The sequence below is a fragment of the Gordonia araii NBRC 100433 genome (assembly GCF_000241265.1).
GTDB classification, from domain to species: Bacteria; Actinomycetota; Actinomycetes; order Mycobacteriales; family Mycobacteriaceae; genus Gordonia; species Gordonia araii.
Window position 1 is genome coordinate 1 of sequence record NZ_BAEE01000022.1, and the last position, 20,500, is coordinate 20,500.

General features: G+C 66.8%; 24 protein-coding genes. 4 read left to right on the forward strand and 20 right to left on the reverse strand.

Annotated elements, in window-relative coordinates; genetic code table 11:
- The 10 genes from GOARA_RS19660 to GOARA_RS04000 form a co-directional block, all read right to left on the reverse strand.
- Positions 1-391: DNA alkylation repair protein (locus GOARA_RS19660; protein WP_007321002.1), on the reverse strand; the 391-nt coding region annotated here is incomplete at its 3' end.
- Positions 391-1,611 carry an NAD(P)/FAD-dependent oxidoreductase gene (locus tag GOARA_RS03960; RefSeq protein ID WP_007321003.1) on the reverse strand — a complete coding sequence of 407 codons (1,221 nt, stop codon included), beginning with the start codon at positions 1,609-1,611 and terminating at the stop codon, positions 391-393. The genes GOARA_RS19660 and GOARA_RS03960, both read right to left, overlap by 1 nt.
- 28 nt (positions 1,612-1,639) lie before the next feature.
- Positions 1,640-2,131 carry a hypothetical protein gene (locus tag GOARA_RS03965; RefSeq protein ID WP_007321004.1) on the reverse strand — a complete coding sequence of 164 codons (492 nt, stop codon included), beginning with the start codon at positions 2,129-2,131 and terminating at the stop codon, positions 1,640-1,642.
- Positions 2,128-2,700 (reverse strand): hypothetical protein, encoded by a 573-nt coding sequence (locus GOARA_RS03970; protein ID WP_007321005.1) that lies wholly within the window; start codon positions 2,698-2,700, stop codon positions 2,128-2,130. Before GOARA_RS03970 ends, GOARA_RS03965 begins: the two co-directional genes overlap by 4 nt.
- A complete protein-coding gene (locus GOARA_RS03975; RefSeq protein ID WP_007321006.1) occupies positions 2,697-3,203 on the reverse strand; it encodes a hypothetical protein in 507 nt (168 codons plus the stop codon). The genes GOARA_RS03970 and GOARA_RS03975 overlap by 4 nt, the downstream gene beginning before the upstream one ends.
- Entirely contained in the window at positions 3,200-3,751 is a 552-nt protein-coding gene (locus GOARA_RS03980) for an Rv1363c family protein (protein ID WP_007321007.1), read from the reverse strand. Before GOARA_RS03980 ends, GOARA_RS03975 begins: the two co-directional genes overlap by 4 nt.
- 3 nt (positions 3,752-3,754) lie before the next feature.
- On the reverse strand, positions 3,755-4,600 hold the full coding sequence (locus GOARA_RS03985; protein ID WP_007321008.1) for an SDR family oxidoreductase: 846 nt from the start codon (positions 4,598-4,600) through the stop codon (positions 3,755-3,757).
- 12 nt (positions 4,601-4,612) lie between these two features.
- Positions 4,613-5,200, reverse strand: coding sequence for a TetR/AcrR family transcriptional regulator (locus GOARA_RS03990; RefSeq protein ID WP_007321009.1), 588 nt, complete (start codon positions 5,198-5,200; stop codon positions 4,613-4,615).
- The gene (locus tag GOARA_RS03995) at positions 5,197-6,537 is read right to left on the reverse strand and encodes a cytochrome P450 (RefSeq protein ID WP_007321010.1); all 1,341 of its coding nucleotides are present in this window, start codon (positions 6,535-6,537) and stop codon (positions 5,197-5,199) included. The genes GOARA_RS03990 and GOARA_RS03995 overlap by 4 nt, the downstream gene beginning before the upstream one ends.
- Positions 6,538-6,671: 134 nt before the next feature.
- Positions 6,672-7,619, reverse strand: coding sequence for an o-succinylbenzoate synthase (locus tag GOARA_RS04000; protein WP_007321011.1), 948 nt, complete (start codon positions 7,617-7,619; stop codon positions 6,672-6,674).
- 44 nt (positions 7,620-7,663) lie between these two features.
- On the opposite strand from GOARA_RS04000, the gene GOARA_RS04005 reads away from it, so the two are divergent.
- Entirely contained in the window at positions 7,664-8,152 is a 489-nt protein-coding gene (locus GOARA_RS04005) for a hypothetical protein (protein ID WP_007321012.1), read from the forward strand.
- Here the strand turns inward: GOARA_RS04005 and GOARA_RS04010 are convergent.
- The gene (locus GOARA_RS04010) at positions 8,149-8,469 is read right to left on the reverse strand and encodes a hypothetical protein (protein ID WP_138947528.1); all 321 of its coding nucleotides are present in this window, start codon (positions 8,467-8,469) and stop codon (positions 8,149-8,151) included. The genes GOARA_RS04005 and GOARA_RS04010 overlap by 4 nt on opposite strands.
- Before the next feature lie 160 nt (positions 8,470-8,629).
- Between GOARA_RS04010 and GOARA_RS04015 the strand changes: the two genes are divergently transcribed.
- Positions 8,630-9,559 carry an oxygenase MpaB family protein gene (locus GOARA_RS04015; RefSeq protein ID WP_007321014.1) on the forward strand — a complete coding sequence of 310 codons (930 nt, stop codon included), beginning with the start codon at positions 8,630-8,632 and terminating at the stop codon, positions 9,557-9,559.
- A gap of 7 nt (positions 9,560-9,566) precedes the next feature.
- Here the strand turns inward: GOARA_RS04015 and GOARA_RS04020 are convergent, their stop codons facing one another.
- The 7 genes from GOARA_RS04020 to rpsL form a co-directional block, all read right to left on the reverse strand.
- Positions 9,567-10,526, reverse strand: a complete 960-nt coding sequence (locus GOARA_RS04020; RefSeq protein WP_007321015.1) for an alpha/beta hydrolase — start codon at positions 10,524-10,526, stop codon at positions 9,567-9,569.
- Positions 10,527-10,653: 127 nt separating this feature from the next.
- Positions 10,654-11,274, reverse strand: a complete 621-nt coding sequence (locus tag GOARA_RS04025; RefSeq protein WP_138947529.1) for a hypothetical protein — start codon at positions 11,272-11,274, stop codon at positions 10,654-10,656.
- 48 nt (positions 11,275-11,322) lie between these two features.
- Positions 11,323-12,597, reverse strand: a complete 1,275-nt coding sequence (locus tag GOARA_RS04030) for a hypothetical protein (RefSeq protein ID WP_007321017.1) — start codon at positions 12,595-12,597, stop codon at positions 11,323-11,325.
- A gap of 135 nt (positions 12,598-12,732) precedes the next feature.
- Positions 12,733-13,923, reverse strand: a complete 1,191-nt coding sequence (gene tuf / locus GOARA_RS04035; protein WP_007321018.1) for an elongation factor Tu — start codon at positions 13,921-13,923, stop codon at positions 12,733-12,735.
- Positions 13,924-14,024: 101 nt separating this feature from the next.
- Positions 14,025-16,130 (reverse strand): elongation factor G, encoded by a 2,106-nt coding sequence (gene fusA, locus GOARA_RS04040; protein ID WP_007321019.1) that lies wholly within the window; start codon positions 16,128-16,130, stop codon positions 14,025-14,027.
- A gap of 80 nt (positions 16,131-16,210) precedes the next feature.
- Entirely contained in the window at positions 16,211-16,681 is a 471-nt protein-coding gene (gene rpsG / locus GOARA_RS04045) for a 30S ribosomal protein S7 (RefSeq protein WP_007321020.1), read from the reverse strand.
- Between the two features lie 2 nt (positions 16,682-16,683).
- Positions 16,684-17,055, reverse strand: a complete 372-nt coding sequence (rpsL, locus tag GOARA_RS04050) for a 30S ribosomal protein S12 (protein ID WP_007321021.1) — start codon at positions 17,053-17,055, stop codon at positions 16,684-16,686.
- A gap of 479 nt (positions 17,056-17,534) precedes the next feature.
- On the opposite strand from rpsL, the gene GOARA_RS04055 reads away from it, so the two are divergent.
- On the forward strand, positions 17,535-18,761 hold the full coding sequence (locus GOARA_RS04055) for an acyl-CoA dehydrogenase family protein (RefSeq protein ID WP_040521691.1): 1,227 nt from the start codon (positions 17,535-17,537) through the stop codon (positions 18,759-18,761).
- A 4-nt stretch (positions 18,762-18,765) separates the two neighbouring features.
- Here the strand turns inward: GOARA_RS04055 and GOARA_RS04060 are convergent, their stop codons facing one another.
- A complete protein-coding gene (locus GOARA_RS04060; protein WP_007321023.1) occupies positions 18,766-19,212 on the reverse strand; it encodes a nitroreductase/quinone reductase family protein in 447 nt (148 codons plus the stop codon).
- A 108-nt stretch (positions 19,213-19,320) separates the two neighbouring features.
- Between GOARA_RS04060 and GOARA_RS04065 the strand changes: the two genes are divergently transcribed.
- Positions 19,321-19,995 carry a TetR/AcrR family transcriptional regulator gene (locus tag GOARA_RS04065; protein WP_007321024.1) on the forward strand — a complete coding sequence of 225 codons (675 nt, stop codon included), beginning with the start codon at positions 19,321-19,323 and terminating at the stop codon, positions 19,993-19,995.
- A 28-nt stretch (positions 19,996-20,023) separates the two neighbouring features.
- On the opposite strand, the gene GOARA_RS20095 is transcribed toward GOARA_RS04065, so the two are convergent.
- On the reverse strand, positions 20,024-20,500 hold a 477-nt coding region (locus GOARA_RS20095), incomplete at its 5' end, for a DUF8020 domain-containing protein (protein WP_007321025.1).

A 20,500-nucleotide genomic window follows, 5' to 3' on the forward strand; every position in this document is an offset into this window, starting at 1 on the left:
AGGCAATGGCATCCCGGTAGCACTGGACCCATTGGGCACGATCGGCGGAATTCTGGGCACGGTCGGCGAGATGTTGGGCACGGTCGGCGGGATTGTGGGCACGATCGGCGGAATTCTGGGCACGGTCGGCGAACTCGCGCACCATGAGGATCAGCGCCAGCAGCCGGATCTCGTGGGTCTCGTCGGCGAGCAGCTCGGTCACCGTCGACGGGGAGACACCGCGGAATCCGCGCGCCAGCCTTCTCAGCACCGGTACCGGGACACCGGCGAAGACGTCGCCCTCGCCGTACTCCCCCGGACCCGTTTTGAAGAACCACGCCGACGACGCGGCCCGCTCCGGGTCGGCGACGGCGAGGACCGCCGCGCGGATCTCGGCCGCCGAGGCCGCCATCAGCCCGGCAGCACCTCGTCGATCGGCGTCGGGGTGACCAGCTTCGGCCGCGTCTTCATGACCGCCCCGACCTTCCCCGCGCCGGCCACGGCGGTCAGCATGCCGTCGCGGCTGAAGTATGCGAGCCACTTGTGTCCGTCGTCGTCGACGATGTGCACGTCGTCGTCGGGCTTCGGCCAGCCGAGGACTTGGATCTTGAGGTCGTACTGGTCGCTCCAGAAGTACGGGACGGCGGGCACGACGGCATGGTCGGTGCCGAGCAGCGCCGCGCCGACGATGGCCGCCTGCTCGACCGTGTGGTTCCAGTGCTCGACCCGGCGCTGGGCACCACCGTGGTCGCGCCAATTCGCGACATCGCCCAGCGCATAGACGTCGTCAGCGCTCGTCCGGCCGACCTCGTTGCATGCGATGCCGCCGCCGACTTCGCGGCTGGCGAGTTCGATGCCCGACCCGTCGAGATAGCCGACGACGGGGGTCGACCCGATCCCGACGACGACGAGGTCGGCCGGTACGACCTCCCCGTCGGAGAGTTTCACGCCGCTCACCTTGCCGCCTTCTGCGACGATCTCGTCGACGCCGATCCCGGCGCGCACGCTGACGCCCTTCTCGTTGTGCTGGCGGGTCACGAGCGCACCGATCTCAGTGCCGACGGCCTGTGCCAACGGTGTCGGAGCCGGTTCGACGAGGGTCACGGTCAGTCCCAGCGTGTGCAGACTCGCCGCGGTCTCACAGCCGATGAAGCCAGCGCCGATGACGACGGCAGCCGTCGCTCCCGCCGCCGCGTCCCGCAACGCGAGAGCGTCGTCGAAGCGGCGCAGCGTGTACACGCCCGCGACGTCTTCGGCACCGGGAAACGGGCGCGGATCCAGCCCGGTGGCCAAGACCAGGGCGTCGTAGTCCTGCTGGTACGACGATCCGTCGGCGCGCGTGACCGTCAACGTCTTCTCCGCCGGATCGATGCGGTCGACGTGCTCGCCGGTGCGCAGCTCGATCGACGATTCGCCGTAGAACGCCTCGGGTTTCAGGTCGACCCGATCGGTCGCGTCGGTGAGAACGTTCTTCGACAGCGGTGGCCGGTCGTACGGCGGGTGGGCCTCGGCCCCGATCATCACGATCGGCCCGTCATGCCCACCGGTCCGAAGGTTCTCGGCCACACGCACGCCACCGAGCCCGGCGCCGACGACCACCACGGTCGCGCCCGAGCCAAGTCTTTCCGACATCGACAAATTCCCCTTCGTGGGTAACGAATTAAGAGAAGGTGCCGCCAACCGGGGTCAGTCCGGCGAGCAGCCACTTCCCGTCGACATTACGCATAGCCGCCCAGCGCGCTAAGGGTACCCTCGGTGCTTGCTGTTCGGCGGCATGCGGCGTCGCCCACAGGTCCACGAAGACGAGCACACGGGCGCGCGTCGAACGCAGCTCCGCGGTCCCGGTGCCCACGACTCGCGCGGTCATCGTCATCCGCCGCTCCACGGCGCCGGGCAACACGACATCGGCCCCCTGACTGGCATACTCGTCGGCCAGTCGTCCGGTCAGCAGCGATTTCACGTCGGCGCGTACGGGCGGGTCGCCGGGCTGCTGCGTCATCAGCACCGTCGTCGCATGCGCGGCAGCGGTCATGACAGCCGCACGTCGGGGATCCTCGACCGGTCCGCTGTCGGTGGCGCGCCACCACCCCCACACCGCGACCAGCATCAAGACCGTGGCGAGAGCGGCCAGTGCCGCGACGCGGCGGTTCACGCCTGCCTCGCCTGTTCGACGAGCCAGCGACCGTCGACCTGGGTCATCGTCACGACGACCGGGACGCGCTTGGCGGTGGTGTCGGCACCGATCAACTGCGGGTTGGTGGCCTCGGCGACGACCAGCACGGTGACCGGTCCGCTCGGCGACGGTTCGTCGACGAGGGCGGTGGCCAGCACCTGCCCCGTCGACGGGCCCGACTGGGCGGCGATCTCGGCGGCCAACTCGCCGCGGGCGGCCTCGATGCGGGCGCGCTGGCTGCCTGCGGAAACCGCGAGCACGGCATCGACGTACGCCTCCGCCTTGCGCGGATCAGCGCTGAGCATGGTCTGCAGCGCCGCACGTGCGCCCAGCTGGGCCTCGTCTCCGCGCTGATGCGCCAACGCCCCGCGACGATCGAGAATCCCGAAGACCAGCGCGGCGACGATCGCGAGCACGCCGAGCGCGACGACGACCCGAATGCCCAGGGCCAACTGTCGGCGCCGGCGTGCAGCCCGTCGGCGCAGCGCGGGACCCGCGGCGATGCGCGCTTCCCGCCACCGCCGGGTCGCCCGGTCCGCGGAACTCATCGGATCAGCTCCACGGCGTCGAGCAGCCAGCGGCCGCGGTGGACGAACCGCGTCGAGAGGATCCGCTCGTCGGTGCTCTCGCGGTCGACCGGATCGGTCACGACGACGACGGCGATCACCTCGGCCCAGTCGTCACCGGAGTCGCCGACGGCGACGGTGCGCGTCTTCCACTGCGCCGCCCCGGCCCGCTGATCGCTCAACGCCGCCGCATTGGCCGCGGCGAACTCGTCGCTGACCAGCGTCCGGGCCCGACGGCTGTCGGCGGCGACGGTCTGCGGCGTATAGGAGAAGACGTCGGCGATCACGGCCGGCGCCTGGGCCCGCACCGCGTCGTGACGAGCCTGCGCGCCGGCCTCGGCTCGCCAGCCCGTGAACTGCCACGCGGCGACGACCAGCGCCGCGGCGGCGATCACCGACCCGAGCGCGAGCCAGCGCAGCCGGCGTCGGTCGTCGTCGGCCGCGGCACGGTCGGCCGCGGCGCTGGGGCGATCCTGGACACTCACGGCAGGTACTGCACCTTCGCGAGTTTGAAGACCCCGTCCTCGTCGGCGACGACGACCCGCAGCCGGAAGTCGGTGCTGCGCGCGGGGGCCTGTGGGGAGGCAGGCAGGTCGACGGTGGCCAGCACGAGCACCTCGGCTTGATCGCCGAGTCGGGCGGTCATCCCAGTACCCTGCACCCGCCCGTCGGAAACGGTGCCTCGGGCGCGCACGAAGGTCGTGTAGGCGTCGGCCGACTGGGCGAACTCGTCGTGGAACTCCCCCGTCGCACCGGCGAGGATTCGCTTGGCCCGATCCGGCTGGTCGGGATCGGAACTGAGCAGGAGGTTGACCCGCTCGGCCGCCGCCCGCTGGAAGTCCTCGTCGGAGGGAGCGCGACCGGAGATGAACGCCGCGATGATTCCGCTGAGCGCGGCGACGGCCGCGAGCGCCAGCACGATCCGCTCCCGGCGCGGCGGACCGCCGTCGCGGATGTCGTCGAGTTCGGCTCGGGCCTGTCGCTCCGCGGCGAGCAGTGCGCGGTCGCGGGTCCGCTGGTTGTCCGCGCCCACCGGCTACTGCCCGATGCGCTTGTTGTACTCCGCGCGCGACGATCCGTCGTAGTGCAGGAAGATGTGGTCGAGACCGGTCATCTTGCGGGTCCGCCGTTTGAGCGCCTGCGGCATGATCGCGTTGGCGTGGACCCAGCCCATCGAACGCGGCGCCGCAGCACGCGCCTGCGGCTTGATGATCGTCGAAACGACCTGCGCGGCAACGACTTCTGGTTCGACGACGCGGATGTAGCGGTTCGTCTCCAGCCCACTGATGAGGCCGGTGTTGGTGAACGACGGCAGGATCGCCGACACCGCAACGCCATCGTCGGCCAGTTCGGCGTTGAGCGCGTCGGAGAACTCGATGACCCCCGCCTTGGCGGCGTTGTAGACCGTGAGCCCGGGCATCGGCAGTCGCCCGGCGACCGACGCGACGTTCACGATGTGCCCGTGGCCGCGCCGCACCATCCGGCGGGCCGCCGCCTGCGACCCCCAGATGACGCCCATCAGGTCGATGTCGACGGTGCGGCGGATCAGCGCCGCGTCGTAGCCGAGGAACGGGCCGACGGGCATGATGCCGGCGTTATTGATCAGCACATCGACGGGACCAACGCGCTTCTCCGTCTCGTCGAGGAAGGCCTCGATCGATTCCGGTGACGTGACGTCCAGTTCGATTCCCTCGATGCCCAGATCGGCGGCGGCCTTCCCGACCGCGTCGGCGTCGATATCGCCGATCACGACATTCGCCTTCGCGGCGAAGAGCTGCGTCGCGGTCTCGAACCCGATTCCGCGCGCGCCACCCGTCACCGCGACGACCTTGCCGCGGAGTTCGTCGCCGGTCAGCGCCGGCTTGGATCGGGAAAACCTCACGAGAGACTCATCTCAGTAGATCATCGGCGCCAGATAGGTGGCGGCGAGTTGGCGGACATATTCGGGGTGGGCGTGCGTCGGGTCCGTCGACGGGTTCTCCAAATACGAGATGACCAGACGGACATGGAGTTCGACGGCCTGGTGCAGCTGGTCGCCGGGCATCGTCGCGCCCGCGTTGCGCAGGGTCTGGGCGACCCGGTCGGTGACCATCTCGATGAACAGGGTGTTCACCGACGCCGTCACGCTGCGCACCTCGAAGTCCTCCAGCACCATCCGGCTCAGCAACGGATCGGTGCTGACCATCTCGGCGCCGGTGGCGAACGCCTCGATGACGGCTTCGCGCGGCCCGAGCCCGGCGACCGATTCCTCCAGGCGGACCATGCCCTGCTCGTAGGCGTCGCCGGCGACGGCGAGCAGCAGACTCTCCTTGTTCGGGAAGCGCCGATAGAGCGTCGACCGGCTCACCCCGGCGGCCGAGGCGACCTCGTCCATGTTCGCCCGGCGCGCGCCGACCGCGGCGAATTCGTCCGCCGCGGCGGCGAGGATCGCCGACTCCTGGTCTTCGACGGTCGCGGTGCTGCGGGCCTTGCGCCCGCTCATGCCAGACGTTGCAGATTGACCGGCAGCTTGTCGCTGGGCACCGGCAGCGCGCTGTAGTCCATCGGCATCACATAGTCGGACGGCACCGACCACTCGAAGTCGCGCAGGAGGTTGTGCATGATCGTTTTGATCTCCATCTGGCCAAAGTACAGCCCGATGCACTTGTGCACACCACCGCCGAACGGGGTCCAGGCGAAACGGTGCCCCTTGTCCTCGGCGCGGTCGGAGCTGTAACGGTCGGGGTCGAAGACGTCGGGGTTGCTGAAGTACTCCTCGTCGCGGTGATTGGTCAGCTGCGGGACCGTCACCATCGTCCCCTTGGGGATGAAGTATCCCTGCACCTCGGTGTCTTTGACCGCCATGCGCGGCTGGGCGGGAACCGGCGGGCACAGGCGCAGCGATTCGCGCATCACCTTGTCGAGGATGTCCATCTTGCCGAGGTCGTCGTAGTCGAGCGTGGCGCCGAAGTCGAAGGACTGGGCGCGCGCCTTCTCCTGCCATGCGACGTTCTTGGCGAGGTGGTAGGCCATCTGGGTCATCGTGATCGTCGAGGTGTCGTGCGCCGCCATGAGCACGAAGATCATGTGGTTGACCACGTCTTCGTCGGTGAACGTATGCCCCTCGTCGCTCTCCGCGTGGCATAGCACCGAGAAGAGGTCGGGCGTCTCCTTGGCCCGCTTGGCGGCGATGTTCGCGTAGAAGAACTCTTCGAGAACCTTGCGCGAGCGCACACCCTTCCACCAGCGTCCCGGGGGAATCGGTTTGCGGACGAACGCGACGCCGGCGCGGACGGTCTCGATGAACGCCTTGTTGAGCTTGTCCGCCTCGTCCTTGGGTAGCTCGACGCCGAGGAAGACTTCGAGTGCGACGTCGAGGGTCAGCTCCTTGAACTCGTTGAGCATCTTGACCCGGCCGGTCGGGAACTTGGCGACCCGGTCGGCGATGACCGGCTGCATCTCGCCGAAGTAGCCCTTGAGCACTTTGGGGGTGAACGCCTGCTGCAGGATGTGCCGGTGGTGACGGTGCTCGTCGAAGTCCAGCAGCATGACGCCGCGGTTGAAGAACGGGCCGATGAAGTAGCTCCACGCCGGGCCGTTGGCGAAGGCCTTGTCCTTGTTCATCAGGATCTGCTCGGCCGCGGCCGCGCCCGAGCAGGTGACGAACGTGGTTCCGAAAGCGCTCATCGCCGACACCGTGCCGTACTCGGCCTGCCGCGCCTCCGCGAATGCGAACGGGTCGCGACGCATGCGCAGGATCTCCAGCACCCCGTTGCGCCCGTTCTTCGGAACGCTCTTCAGGTCACTGTCGGCCGGGGCCTGGGTGAAGACGGTGGTCATCGACGGGTCTCCGATCATCGGGCCCGCCGCCGGGCTGCACGGCGGAGCGGGCCATCATTGTGGTCTGCATCTCACTGTACTCCTGTTGGAACAAATGTCGAGCTTTGTTTCAAGAGCGTGATTCGCCGGTCAAATCATCGGCGAGCCAGGATCCGATGGCATCTCGTCAGCCGATCCCGCCACCACTGCGACCGGGCAGGATCGGCGAGCGGCGGATCAGCGACGACCACGGTGCCCGGCCGCAGTTCGCTGTGGTGCGGGCGCGGCGGATCACGCGTGACGTCGTCGACGAAAAGGGCACCGGTGCCCAGCCCGCACGCGTGGGAAAGCCGCGGCAACGCGGCGGCCGTCGCGACGCCGGCGCTGATCCCAACAGCGGTGTCGAGGGCACTGGAAACGACGATCGGCAGCGGAATCTGCTCGGCGAGTTCGAGCACTCGTCGCATGCCGCCGAGCGGGGCGACCTTGACGACGGCGATGTCGGCGGCATCGGCGGCCACGACCCGCAGCGGGTCGTCGGCCTTGCGGATCGACTCGTCGGCGGCGATGGGAGTGTCGACTCGCCGCCGGACGCCGGCAAGCTCCTCGACCGTCGCGCAGGGCTGTTCGACGTATTCGAGTTCGCCGAGCTCGCCGATGGCCGCGACCGCCTCGTCGGCGGTCCAACCGCCGTTGGCGTCGACGCGGACCTTCGCGACGAGGTCGCGGACCGCGGCGACCCGCTCGATGTCGTCGCGCAGGGTCTGCCCCTTCTCGGCGACCTTCACCTTGGCGGTGCGGGCGCCCGGGAACCGAGCCAGCACCTCGGCCACCTGCGACGCCGGTACCGCGGGCACCGTCGCATTGACTTCTACGGCGTCTCGAACCGCGGGCGGCGAGCCGAGCCAGGCCGCCTCGATCCCGGCCGCCAGCCATGTTGAGGCCTCCTCGTCGCCGTATTCGACGAAGGGCGAGAACTCGCCCCAGCCGGCCGGCCCGCGGAAAAGCAACGCCTCCCGCGTCGCGATCCCGCGGAACCGCATGCGCATCGGCAGCGCGACGACGATCGCGGTGTCGAGGAGGTCGTCAAGCGGCGGGAGCATGTCGGCAGACTAACCGACCGGCCGCTTCGCGATAGCGTGGTGCGATGGCCATGTTCGTGCACATCGCACCCGCGGAGGCGGTCAGCAGCATCCGTCGCGCCGGTATCAAGGTGCCCAAAGGACGCGACGGCGTCTACCTCACTCCGCGTACCGCCAACTACGTCATCAGTCACCAGTGGCTGCGCGAGCTGAAGCGCGGCAGCCGCTCCCGCAATCTCGTTGCCGTCGACGTGCGGCTACCCGACGACGAGACCGTGCTCGTCGGCCACTACAGCAGGGCTCACGAGCGGATGAGCGCCGCGGAGGCCATCGCCCTCATGATGGGCGAGGAAGATCCGCGCGGATTCCAGGCCTACTTGGAGCGGCCCGTTCACCGGCGCGAAATCCACCGTGTCCGCCGTGTATCGCAGGTACTCGGTTGGCGCTATTGGCCGCAAGCCCACGGCAACAGACCATGCGCGTGCCCCGCCTGTCTGAAGCGCGGCGAGCACTTCGGCCGACGGATCGTCGCCAAGTATGGCGACGGACGCTAATCGGTGCCTTCGGCGCGACGTTGCGTGAGCTGTTGATCGAGTTTCGCGCCCCACCAGGGAAATCCGACGAAGATGACGGCGAGGACACCGTAGGAGACGATGCTCAGTAGCCACACGAGCCACATACTCTCCCATGCCTCAGAGGGGAGTGTCTCCGTCGCCAATTGCGAGAAGTGCGACAACAGGAAGATCGCCGTCGCCGCTACCGGTACCAGCAGCAGGATCCAGAGACTGCGGCGACGCGCGAGATACCAGGGGACCAGCAGCGAGGCCATCGCGACGGGGGCGGGCACGATCTCCTGCACAGAGAGCGCCACAAAAGACGCCGCGACCTGCGGGCGGCGGGGCCGGTGCATCGTCGGCTGACGGCATCGATGGCGACCTGGATTCAGACACCCGAGCATCCTAACGAAAATTATGGATCACAAATGACATAAAGATTGTGAGTTGTTCCAATCTCGCGGTACGCTTCGAGTCATGACAGTCCAGGACTTCGACACCGGCGTGCGCGAGGCTGAGCCCAGCATCCTGACCGCGCCGGTGTTCGACGACGACATCGACTCGCTGAAGCTGCGCCTCGGCGCGGATTCGCTGGTCTGGAAGTTCTACGGCGACATCCGCGGACTCTTCGGCTTCCAGCGCCTCGCCGGCACCGAGAACTGCATCGAACAACTGGCCAAAGGCGTCGAGGACCACTCCGTCATCTTCAGCGACTTCATCGGCCGCGCCCGCCGCACTGGACCGCCGATCATGCGCACCGTGTACTCCGACGACCCGTACCGCTGGGGCCACAAGGTTCGCGACTTCCACCGCGACATCAAAGGCACGATCAGCGACGGCTCGCGCTACCACGCACTGAACCCCGAACTCTTCTACTGGGCGCACGCGACCTTCGTCGACCAGGTCATCTACATCACGGATACTTTCATCCGCCGACTCTCCGACGCCGAGAAAGAACAGATCTTCGAAGAGTCCAAGGTCTGGTACCAGCTCTACGGAGTGAGTGCGCGCAGCCAGCCGCAGACCTATCAGGAGTTCCAGGACTACTGGGACTCGATGCTCGACCGCTTCGTCCCGACCAAGACGATCGTCTACGCCACCGGCTACCTCCGCCAGGGAATCCCCGGACCCCGGTGGCTTCCCAAGCCGGTGTGGAAGGTGCTGTCAGCCCCGCTGAACGCATTCGTCCGCACCGTCATCATCGGAACGCTGCCGCAGCAGATGCGCGACGTCTGCCGTCTCGACTGGAACCCGACGATGCAACGCCGCTTCGACCGGTTCACCGCGTTCATGCGCGCGTGCAACCCGCTCTTCAACCGTCTGCCGGTCCGGGCGCTCTACGTCGAATGGGCGGCCGACGGCTGGGAGCGCGAGGGCGTCGACCCGCGCAAACTCCACAACCGATAGGCAACGATCAGCGGTCGCGGAACCATCCTTCGTGCTTGGCCCGCCACACAGCCTCCTGCCAATAGCCCCAGGTGTGAGTGCCCTGCAACTGGTAATCGGTGGTCAGCCGCAGACTGTTGGCGACGGCTTGGGTCTCGAACGCCTTGGTCTGCGCGATCGACGCGGTCTCCAGCGGCGCGCCCTTGACGGTGCCGATCGCATTCACCTCGTGCCGCCCCGGCGCACCGGTCGCCGCCGCGATCCGCACCTTCATCCCGCGCATCTTGGGTGCCAGATTGAACGGGTCGTTCTGGACCCAGCGCGGATTCCACGGCGGACCCCACATGTCGTCGGCGTTGTACGGGCCACGACCTGCCTCGTTCCCGGCGTCGATCAGGGCCACCTTGATGCTCTCGCGCATGCTCGGCGCGGAGAGGTTCAGGTAGCCGGACATGGAGAACGCGTGGGAGATCCGACGACGGTGATTCGCGGCATACGTCAGTGCCGAGTTCCCACCCATCGAGATCCCCATGATCGCGTACTTACCCCATTTGCCTGCCGCCATGCCACGGGCGTCGAGTTCCCTGATGATCTGATTCAACCGACAGGTCCAGCGGTATCTGAACTGCTGCTTGTTGCTCGGCTTGCGCACCCAGTCGGTATAGAAGCTGGCCAGACCGCCGACCGGCTGCACGACGTTGACGCCGCGGTCGGCCAGCTTGGAGATGTTGGTCTCGTGGCGCCAGCCGCTCATATCGTTGGTGGCGCGCAGCCCGTCGAGGGCGATCACCGTCTTGTAGTTGCTGACCCGCTTCCACACGTCCACCGGCGACGCCGGCATTCCGCATCCCGACGTGTAGAACCGGCTGCGGGTCGCACCCTCGGCCGGGGCGACGACGGCACCGGTGGCGAGCATCGCACTCGCCACGACGGTCACGGCAAGGGCCCGACGACGGACAGACAGGGTCGACGACAAAAGTTTGTGCACGTCAGAACCCTATTTTCCGACGACGAACAGTCACAAGGGTTGTATCCCAATGCCCACTGCATCGAGACCTGTTGTTAACACAGTGACGGATGTGTTTAGCATCCTCATGTCGAACGGTCGGCCGATTTCAGTCTTCCGCGAGTCCGTCCGCCGGACCGTGCACGCCCGATGACGCAGCTGCCACCGCCGCGGCGGCGATGAAGATGAACGCCGCACCGACCTCGGCCGCGGGGCCCGCCACCGCCAAGGAGACGAACAGCCCGGGCATGACGCCGAAGAGGATCGCTGCCGACAAGGCGTTGCGCGCCCCGCGCGAATCCACCGGCTGACCGAGCAACCAGGCGGCGAGCGCAGCCACGGCCGCCACCGCCACGATGCCGAGAAAGGCGTAGAGGGCACCCAGCCGTGCGGTCCCGCCGTCCTCGACCGGCCGGAACGCCGTCCACAATTGCCACGGCACCAGCAAGATCGCCACGGCCGCGGCAGACGCGAGAGCCTTGACCGCGGGCGTGGGCACCACCGCAGCACCGACCGTCAACGCCACGACGAAAAGCGCGAGAACGACGGCGACCGATGCCGCGACCGCCATCGCGATCGGAAAGGCCGATGCCCGCGCTCCGGCGCCGGTCCCGCCCAGTGCAGCCCCGACGGTCACGGCCAGGACGATGACCGCCAGCCCGAGCACGGCACCGAGCACCAGAACTGACCCGACAACCGTGCGGCTCCGCAGACCTATCTCGTCAGACACAAGCCGTAACGTTACCAACAGCCTCGGGCCGGCCCGTACCGAGACGAATCACCACCAGGGACCGGCGTACTCGCCCTTGTCGTCGTCGCGGACGAGGGTGAGGTTGCCCTCGCCGAGGTCGTCGGTGTTGGAGACGATGGTCCACCCCTTGATCCGGGCGATCGGCCGCCTGCTCCAGCCCTCGTGCACGGTCTTTCCGGTCGTCAAGTCGATCACCGGATCCTTCAGGTCGTCCTTGACGTAGAGGTACTTCCCGGCGATCTTGTTCGGTGCCGGGTTCTTCTCCTTCGTCGAATCCAGCAGGACCTTGCCGGTCGACATGTCGACGACGTAGGTGCTGGTGATCCGGACGAGGTTCCCCCACGCCTGGATCTGGTAGCCGAGCGCGGTGGTGGTGATGGGTGTGGTCACCACCTTCCCGCTGGCCGAGTCCATGATCTTGATCGGCGCCGTGGTACCGGAGGGATGCTTCTCCTGGTAGACCGCGAACCGGTCGACAACCTCGACCAGATGCGCGTCGTCGGGTATCCCGAGCCGTGCACCGCTGGGCAGTTTCACGACGTTGGCGCCCGGCGCTTTCAGATGAGACGGGTCGTAGCTCAACAGCGCAGCGGCCAGCTCGAGGTCGTTGGCGTTGCTGCTCAGCTGGGACGGAAACTTGACCAGGGTGTTCGTCACCGACGCTTTGAGGTCACCATCGAGCGCGATCAGCTTCAATCCGATCTGGATGAGGTTGTTCGAACCCGGCACGCCGTTCTCGAGGAGGTAGAAGCCACCGGGGTATGCACCGATCGCTTCGACGTCCGCACCCTGCGCGAGGAGGCTCGTCAGATCAACGGCTTTGTCCGCTGACCCATCCTTGACCTTCATCGCGTACACCTCGGGCTTGATGCTCTCACCGGTGACACCGGACGCGCGCTTCCTCACCACTCGCCCGTAGATCACCACCGGATCGTCGGGGTCACCGACGATCGCACAGCGCTTTTCTTCCTCCGTCTCGCCGTCGTCGATCGAGCGCGGCGCCGGGACGTCGATCCAGGTCCCCTTCTGGACGTCGAAGACCGTGCCCGGGTTGCGGGATCCCCCGCACGGGGTGGCCAGCGTGCCGGTGTTGGTGCGATACCACCCGTCGGGCAGCTTCCCCTGCTCGGAGACCGCTGCCGGCGCCGCCGACGATGACGGTGAGCCGTTGGCCTCACTGGTGTAAACCGTGGTGACCGGCACCGGCGCATCTGGATTGCGGTCGTCCTCGGTCGCGCACCCCGAGACGACGAGGGCTACCGCCGTGGCTGCCACCAGCAGTCCGCCATGTGAACCGCGCATGCTTGGAACCTCCGAATCGATGCCGTCACACAACGCGACCGCAGAAATTCACAGATTAGTTCATCAAACAAGCGAAACGGCGCCCACCCCCGAAGGGATGGGCGCCGTTCGCGGCTTACTACCTAGGTCACTCGATCACTTGACGATCTTGGTGACGCGGCCGGCACCGACGGTGCGGCCACCCTCGCGGATCGCGAAGCGCAGGCCCTCGTCCATGGCGACCGGCTGGATGAGCTTGACGCTCATCTCGGTGTTGTCGCCCGGCATGACCATCTCGGTGCCCTCGGGGAGGGTAACGACGCCGGTCACGTCCGTGGTGCGGAAGTAGAACTGCGGACGGTAGTTGTTGAAGAACGGCGTGTGACGGCCGCCCTCGTCCTTGCTCAGGATGTAAGCCTGGCCCTCGAACTCCGTGTGCGGAGTCGTGGTGCCCGGCTTCACGATGACCTGACCGCGCTCGACGTCCTCACGCTTGAGGCCGCGCAGCAGCAGACCGGCGTTGTCGCCTGCCTGAGCCTCGTCGAGCAGCTTGTGGAACATCTCGATGCCGGTGACGATGGTCTTCTGCGAGCCCTCGCGGATGCCGACGATCTCGACTTCCTCGTTCACCTTGATCTCGCCGCGCTCCACACGACCGGTGACCACGGTGCCGCGGCCGGTGATGGTGAAGACGTCCTCGACGGGCATCAGGAACGGCTTGTCGGTCTCGCGGACCGGATCCGGGATCGAGTCATCGACGGCCTGCATGAGGTCCTCGATCGACTTGACCCACTTCTCGTCGCCCTCGAGAGCCTTGAGCGCCGAGATCGGGATGACCGGAGCGTCCTCGTCGAACTCCTGGGCGCCCAGCAGCTCGCGGACCTCCATCTCGACGAGCTCCATGATCTCTTCGTCGTCCACCATGTCGGCCTTGTTCAGCGCGACGAGGATGTACGGAACACCGACCTGACGGGCCAGCAGCACGTGCTCGCGAGTCTGCGGCATCGGGCCGTCGGTGGCCGCCACGACCAGGATCGCGCCGTCCATCTGGGCGGCACCGGTGATCATGTTCTTGATGTAGTCGGCGTGACCCGGAGCATCGACGTGCGCGTAGTGGCGCTTGTCGGTCTGGTACTCGACGTGGGAGATGTTGATCGTGATACCACGAGCCTTCTCCTCGGGAGCCTTGTCGATCTGGTCGAACGCGAAGCTCTCGTTGAGATCCGGGTACTTGTCGGCCAGCACCTTGGTGATGGCAGCCGTGGTGGTGGTCTTGCCGTGGTCGACGTGACCGATGGTGCCGATGTTCACGTGCGGCTTGGTCCGCTCGAACTTCGCCTTGCCCACTTGTGTCCTCCTGGACTGTTATCGCTGCCGAGTGGTTCCCGGCAACGGTTGGTTATCTTGGTTGTTTTCGCGCCGAGGCGCGGCCCGCAGACTCGGGGCGATTACTCGCCCGTCGCCTTTGCGATGATCTCCTTCGACACGTTCGCCGGAACTTCAGCGTACGAGTCGAAGACCATGGAGTAGTTAGCCCGGCCCTGAGTCTTCGACCGAAGGTCTCCGATGTAGCCGAACATCTCCGACAGCGGAACCTGTGCCTTGACGACACGGGCACCACTGCGCTCCTCCATGGCCTGGATCTGGCCACGGCGGGAGTTCAGGTCGCCGATCACATCACCCATGTAGTCCTCCGGAGTCGTGACCTCAACGGCCATGATCGGCTCCAGGATGACCGGGCTTGCCATGCGCGCAGCCTCTTTCAGAGCCTGCGAACCGGCGATCTTGAAGGCCATTTCCGACGAGTCGACGTCGTGGTACTGACCGTCGAGCAGGGTGACCTTCAAGTTGACCAGCGGGTAGCCGGCGAGAACGCCGTACTGCATCGCGTCCTGCGCACCGGCATCCACCGAGGGGATGTACTCGCGCGGGACACGACCACCGGTGACGGCGTTGTCGAATTCGTAGGTCGCACCGTCCTCGGCCTCGGTGAGAGGCTCGAGCTTGATGATGACCTTGGCGAACTGACCAGAGCCACCGGTCTGCTTCTTGTGGGTGTATTCGTGCTTGTCCACGGTCTTGCGAATAGTCTCGCGGTACGCGACCTGGGGCTTGCCCACGTTCGCCTCGACCTTGAACTCGCGCTTCATGCGATCGACCAGGATGTCGAGGTGAAGCTCGCCCATGCCGCCGATGACGGTCTGGCCGGTCTCCTCGTCGAGCTGGACCGAGAACGTCGGGTCCTCTTCGGCCAGCTTCTGGATCGCGGTGCCCAGCTTCTCCTGGTCGGACTTGGTCTTCGGCTCGATCGAGACGTTGATGACCGGGTCCGGGAAGGTCATCGACTCCAGGACGATCGGGTTCTGCTGGTCGCAGAGGGTGTCGCCGGTCGTGGTGTCCTTCAGGCCGATCATCGCGTAGATGTGGCCGGCCACCGCGTCGTCGACCGGGTTCTCCTTGTTGGCGTGCATCTGGAACAGCTTGCCGATGCGCTCCTTCTTGCCCTTGGTCGCGTTGAGGACCTGGGCGCCCGGATCGACCTTGCCCGAGTACACGCGGACGAAGGTCAGCTTGCCGAAGAAGGGGTGCGCGGCGATCTTGAACGCCAGCGCCGAGAACGGCTCGTCGATGCTCGGCTTGCGGGTGATGACCTCGTCCTCGTTGCCGGGAACGTGGCCTTCGATCTCGCCGATGTCGAGCGGGTTCGGCAGGTAGTCGATGACCGCGTCGAGCATCGGCTGGACACCCTTGTTCTTGAACGCGGAACCGCACAGCACCGGGTACAGCTCCGAGGCGATCGTGAGCTTGCGAATGGCGCCCTTGATCTCCTCGACGGTGAGCTCCTCGCCGGCGAAGTACTTCTCCATGAGCGCTTCGTCGGACTCGGCAACGGTCTCGAGCAGCTTCTCGCGGTACTCGGCGGCCTTGTCGGCCAGATCCGCGGGGATCTCCTCGGTCTGGTACTCCGCACCCATCTGGGTCTCGCCGCGCCAGAGCTTGGCCTTCATCTCGACCAGGTCGACGACGCCGTCGAAGGCATCCTCGGAACCGATCGGGAGCTGCAGGACCAGCGGCTTGGCACCGAGGCGGTCGATGATGGTCTGGACGGTGAAGTAGAAGTCCGCACCCATCTTGTCCATCTTGTTGACGAAGCAGATGCGCGGAACGTCGTACTTGGTCGCCTGGCGCCAGACCTGCTCGGACTGGGGCTCGACGCCCTCCTTGCCGTCGAACACCGCGACCGCGCCGTCGAGCACGCGCAGCGCGCGCTCGACCTCGACGGTGAAGTCGACGTGGCCCGGGGTGTCGATGACGTTGATCTGGTTGCCGTCCCAGAAGCAGGTCACGGCGGCGGAGGTGATGGTGATCCCCCGCTCCTTCTCCTGCTCCATCCAGTCCGTCGTCGACGCACCGTCGTGGGTCTCACCGATCTTGTAGTTGACACCGGTGTAGTACAGGATTCGCTCGGTCGTCGTCGTCTTGCCGGCATCGATGTGGGCCATGATGCCGATGTTGCGGACCTTGGTCAGGTCGTTGAGCACTTCTTGTGCCATTACTTTCCCTTCGGGAATTCTGAGGACTAAGGGCTGTCGTTCAGGCCACGGCCATGCCGTCGCGCCGAACGGTCACGGCGTTACCAGCGGTAGTGAGCGAACGCCCGGTTGGCCTCAGCCATCTTGTGGGTGTCCTCGCGACGCTTGACCGAGGCACCGAGGCCGTTGGAGGCGTCGAGCAACTCGTTGGCCAGGCGCTCCACCATGGTCTTCTCGCGGCGCTGACGGCTGAAGGTCACCAGCCAGCGCAGCGCCAGCGTGTTGGCGCGGTTCGGCTTGACCTCGACCGGCACCTGGTAGGTGGCACCACCGACGCGGCGGCTCTTGACCTCGAGGGTGGGCTTGACGTTGTCGAGCGCGCGCTTGAGCGTGATGACCGGATCGGTGCCGGTCTTCTCACGCGCCTGCTCGAGGGCGCCGTAGACGATCCGCTCGGCCGTCGACTTCTTGCCGTCGAGCAGGATCTTGTTCACCAGCTGGGTGACCAGCGGCGAACCGTAGACGGGATCGTTGATCAGGGGGCGCTTGGGCGCGGGTCCTTTACGTGGCATGACTAGCCGCCCTTCTTCGCGCCGTAACGGCTGCGAGCCTGCTTGCGGTCCTTGACACCCTGGGTGTCGAGCGAGCCGCGGATGATTCGGTAACGGACACCCGGGAGGTCCTTCACACGACCACCGCGCACGAGCACCATCGAGTGCTCCTGCAGGTTGTGGCCCTCACCGGGGATGTAGGCGGTGACTTCGACGCCGCTGGTCAAGCGCACACGCGCGACCTTGCGAAGCGCCGAGTTCGGCTTCTTGGGGGTGGTGGTGTACACACGCGTGCACACGCCGCGCCGCTGCGGGCTGCCCTTCAAGGCCGCGGTCTTCTTGATCGAAGCCTTGTCCTTGCGGCCCTTGCGGACCAGCTGGTTAATAGTTGGCACTGAATTCCTTCATTCGTTGTTTCGCACGTTGGAGCCGGCTCCCGCCGATCCGCAGTGTCTGTTGCGGTTGGTGCTCCGGGCAGATGATCACTGTCGCCAACGGCGACCGTGATTCACCTCCACAACTCGCCCCACCAGCACGTTTGCACTGGTCAGTACATTGATCGCTACCCCGAGGTCGGGCGTGTCGTACGCCCGCTCTCGGTCTCGCCTAGTCAGCCTGTTCCGCCCGTGGTTCGAAGCCTGGTTTCACCCAGTGCGCTTCAATCCGTTGACACGCATGCAGACTGGCCCAGCTGTCGCCAGGCACCGCCCAAGTACTTTACCGACCTCGATTGTTCGGGTCAAAACGAAAACCGGCGGCCGTGACGACGGGCGCTACGGCCACGGACTCTCCAGCGTCTGGCCCTGCCGGAGATACTCCGGGCCGCCCGGCAGAAGGGTTATGGTTGCCCCGCACCGAGAACCGGAGGGATGCCGTGGATTTTGCGTTTGACGAGAAGACCGTCGAGTACCGGGATTCCCTCCTGGAGTTCATGGACGAGTTCGTCTATCCGGCCGAATCGGTGTTCGCCGAACAGCATGCCGCGCTAGCGGACCCGTGGGCGTGGGACTCGGTACCGGTGCTGGCCGAGCTACGTGCCGAGGCTCGCCGCCGCGGCCTGTGGAATCTCTTCCTTCCGGGCGAGGACGGCGGCGGCCTGACCAACCTGCAGTACGCGCCCCTCGCGGAGATCTCCGGGCGGAGCCTGGAGATCGCGCCTGCCGCGATGAACTGCTCCGCGCCCGACACCGGCAACATGGAGGTCCTGAGCCTCTTCGGCACCGAGGAGCAGAAGAAGCGCTGGCTGCAACCGTTGCTCGACGCCGAGATCCGCTCGGCCTTCGCCATGACCGAACCCGACGTCGCGTCGTCGGATGCCACGAATATCGAGCTGTCGATCGTGCGCGACGGTAGCGACTACGTGCTGAACGGCCGCAAGTGGTGGATCACCGGCGCGATGAATCCGAATGCCGAGATCTTCATCGTCATGGGAAAGACCGACCCGGAGGCGGAGCGTCATCGACAACAGTCCATGATCTTGGTCCCGCGCGATGCGCCCGGTCTCGAGATCGTGCGCGGCATGCAGGTTCTCGGCTACCTCGACGAGTCCCACGGCGGCCACGCCGAACTGCGCTTCACCGACGTCCGGGTCCCGGCGGAGAACCTCATCGCCGACGAGGGGTACGGATTCGCCATCGCTCAGGCCCGCCTCGGCCCCGGGCGCATCCACCACTGCATGCGCGCCATCGGCGCCGCCGAGCGTGCCGTCGAGCTGATATGCGAGCGCGCGCAATCGCGCGTCGCGTTCGGCAAGCCGCTGGCCGACCAGGGGGTGATCCGGGACTGGATCGCCGAGTCGCGGGTGCGCATCGAGCAGCTGCGCCTCCTGGTGTTCAAAGCGGCATGGTTGATGGACACGGTCGGCAACAAGGGTGCGCACACCGAGATCCAGGCCATCAAGATCGCGACACCGTCGACCGTCGAGTGGATTCTCGACAAAGCCATCCAGACCCACGGAGCCGCCGGCCTCTCGCAGGACACCCCGTTGGCGGCGTTGTTCGCGGGCAACCGCACGCTGCGCTTCGCCGACGGACCCGACGAGGTGCACAAGAACGCCCTCGCCCGCGCCGAGCTGCGCCGCTGGGCCGACCGGAAGCGCTGACCGGCTACTTCACGGCGAAGACGGGAATCTGGTGCGCGTGCACGGCGAGTTCGTCGACGCTCGCATCGGCGGCGACGCCCTCGGGCAGGAATCGTCCGACCTCCCAGCCCCACTTGCTCAGGTACGCGGCGATGATCGGTGCGCGTCGCTCGTCGGGAACCTCGACGAGCGCGACGGCACGGTCGCGACGGCCGCGCCGCAACCGCGCAGAACCGGCCGCGCGTGCATTGCGCACCCAGTCCGTCTCACCGCGGGCCGCGACGAGGTACTCTCCGCCGTCGAGTGACATCGGGTTCACCGGGACAGTGTGCGGGCGACCGCTGACTCGCCCTACAACCGTCAATGCCTGGGAGCCGGCGAGGCTGACGCCGCGTTCGGTCAACCAGCGAACCGCGGCGTTGAAGGCGCGGTCCATGCGCGACGGTGCGATGTAGTGGTTCGAGTCGGCCATGATGATCCCTTTCGTAAATCGAGAGCGGTGCTCTCGGTTCACTCGAGTATGCGCGCCAGTATCGGACAAATCAAGAGCACTGCTCTCGTTTTGTGTCATGATCGGCTCATGGCAGGAACCAAGCGGGCGGAGAATCGGGCGGCGATGACGGCGGAGATCCTGCGCCTCGGACGCGAGCACCTGTCGACGCAGGGCGCGGCGGGCTTGTCGTTGCGCGCGATCGCGCGGGAGATGGGCGTCGTATCCTCGGCGGTGTACCGATACGTGCCCAGCCGCGACGACCTGCTCACGCTGCTCGTCGTCGAGGGCTACACCGATCTCGCCGACGCGGTCGAAGCGGCGATGACCGGCGACGATCCGCACGAGCGACTGCGCCGCGGAGCGGTGGCGATGCGCCGCTGGGCCGTCGACGACCCGCCGCGATGGGCGCTCCTCTACGGCAGCCCGGTGCCCGGGTATGCCGCACCGGCGGAACGGACCGTCGAACCGGGCACCCGGGTGGTCGGAGCGTTGCTGCGCACGATCGCCGATGCCGAACGCACCGGCCTGCTTCGCGACGACCTGCCCGCACCGGATCGAAAGCTCGATCTATCCGGCGTCGCGACAGAATTCGGTCTCGACATGCCGTCGTCGACGATCCAGGCGGCGACGCTGCTGTGGGCGACGATCGTCGGCGCGATCAGCCTCGAAGTGTTCGGTCAGTACGGACCGGACTCGTTCAACGCACCCGAGGCGCTATTCGCCGGCCAGATCGACCTCGTTCTCACGACGCTGTTCGCGTAGCGCACCGTCGTCGGCACGCGAAAACGCGCTAGGGCGTGTTCCACCAGGCGACGGCAGCGCGCCATCCGGCGCCGCGGTTGCACGTCGTGTAGCCGACGTAGGCGCCCGCGGCCGCTCCGACCGCGATGCCGATGGGCCAGCCGACGATGGTCAGGAGGCCGACGAGGAAGCCGATCAGCGCGCCGCCGCCCACGTATCCCGCGGCACACGGCCAATCCTTGTTGAGCTGGGCCATCATCCGGTTCCATGCCTTGTCCTTGGCACGCGACACCTGGTGGCGGTGGGGCTTGAGCAGCGGTTCGATCTCGGCCGACTTCCCGTTGGCGGCGACTGCCGAGCGCAACGGCACGTTGCCGCTGGCAGTTTCGACGACCAGCGGGATGCGGTCCGCGACCTTGCCGGCCGCGTTGACGATCTCCAGCGCACGGCCGGTCTGCCGGAATGCGCCGTCCCGCACGGTTACCGTGACGGCCTGTGCATCGCTGGCCGCCGACACCGTGAAGTT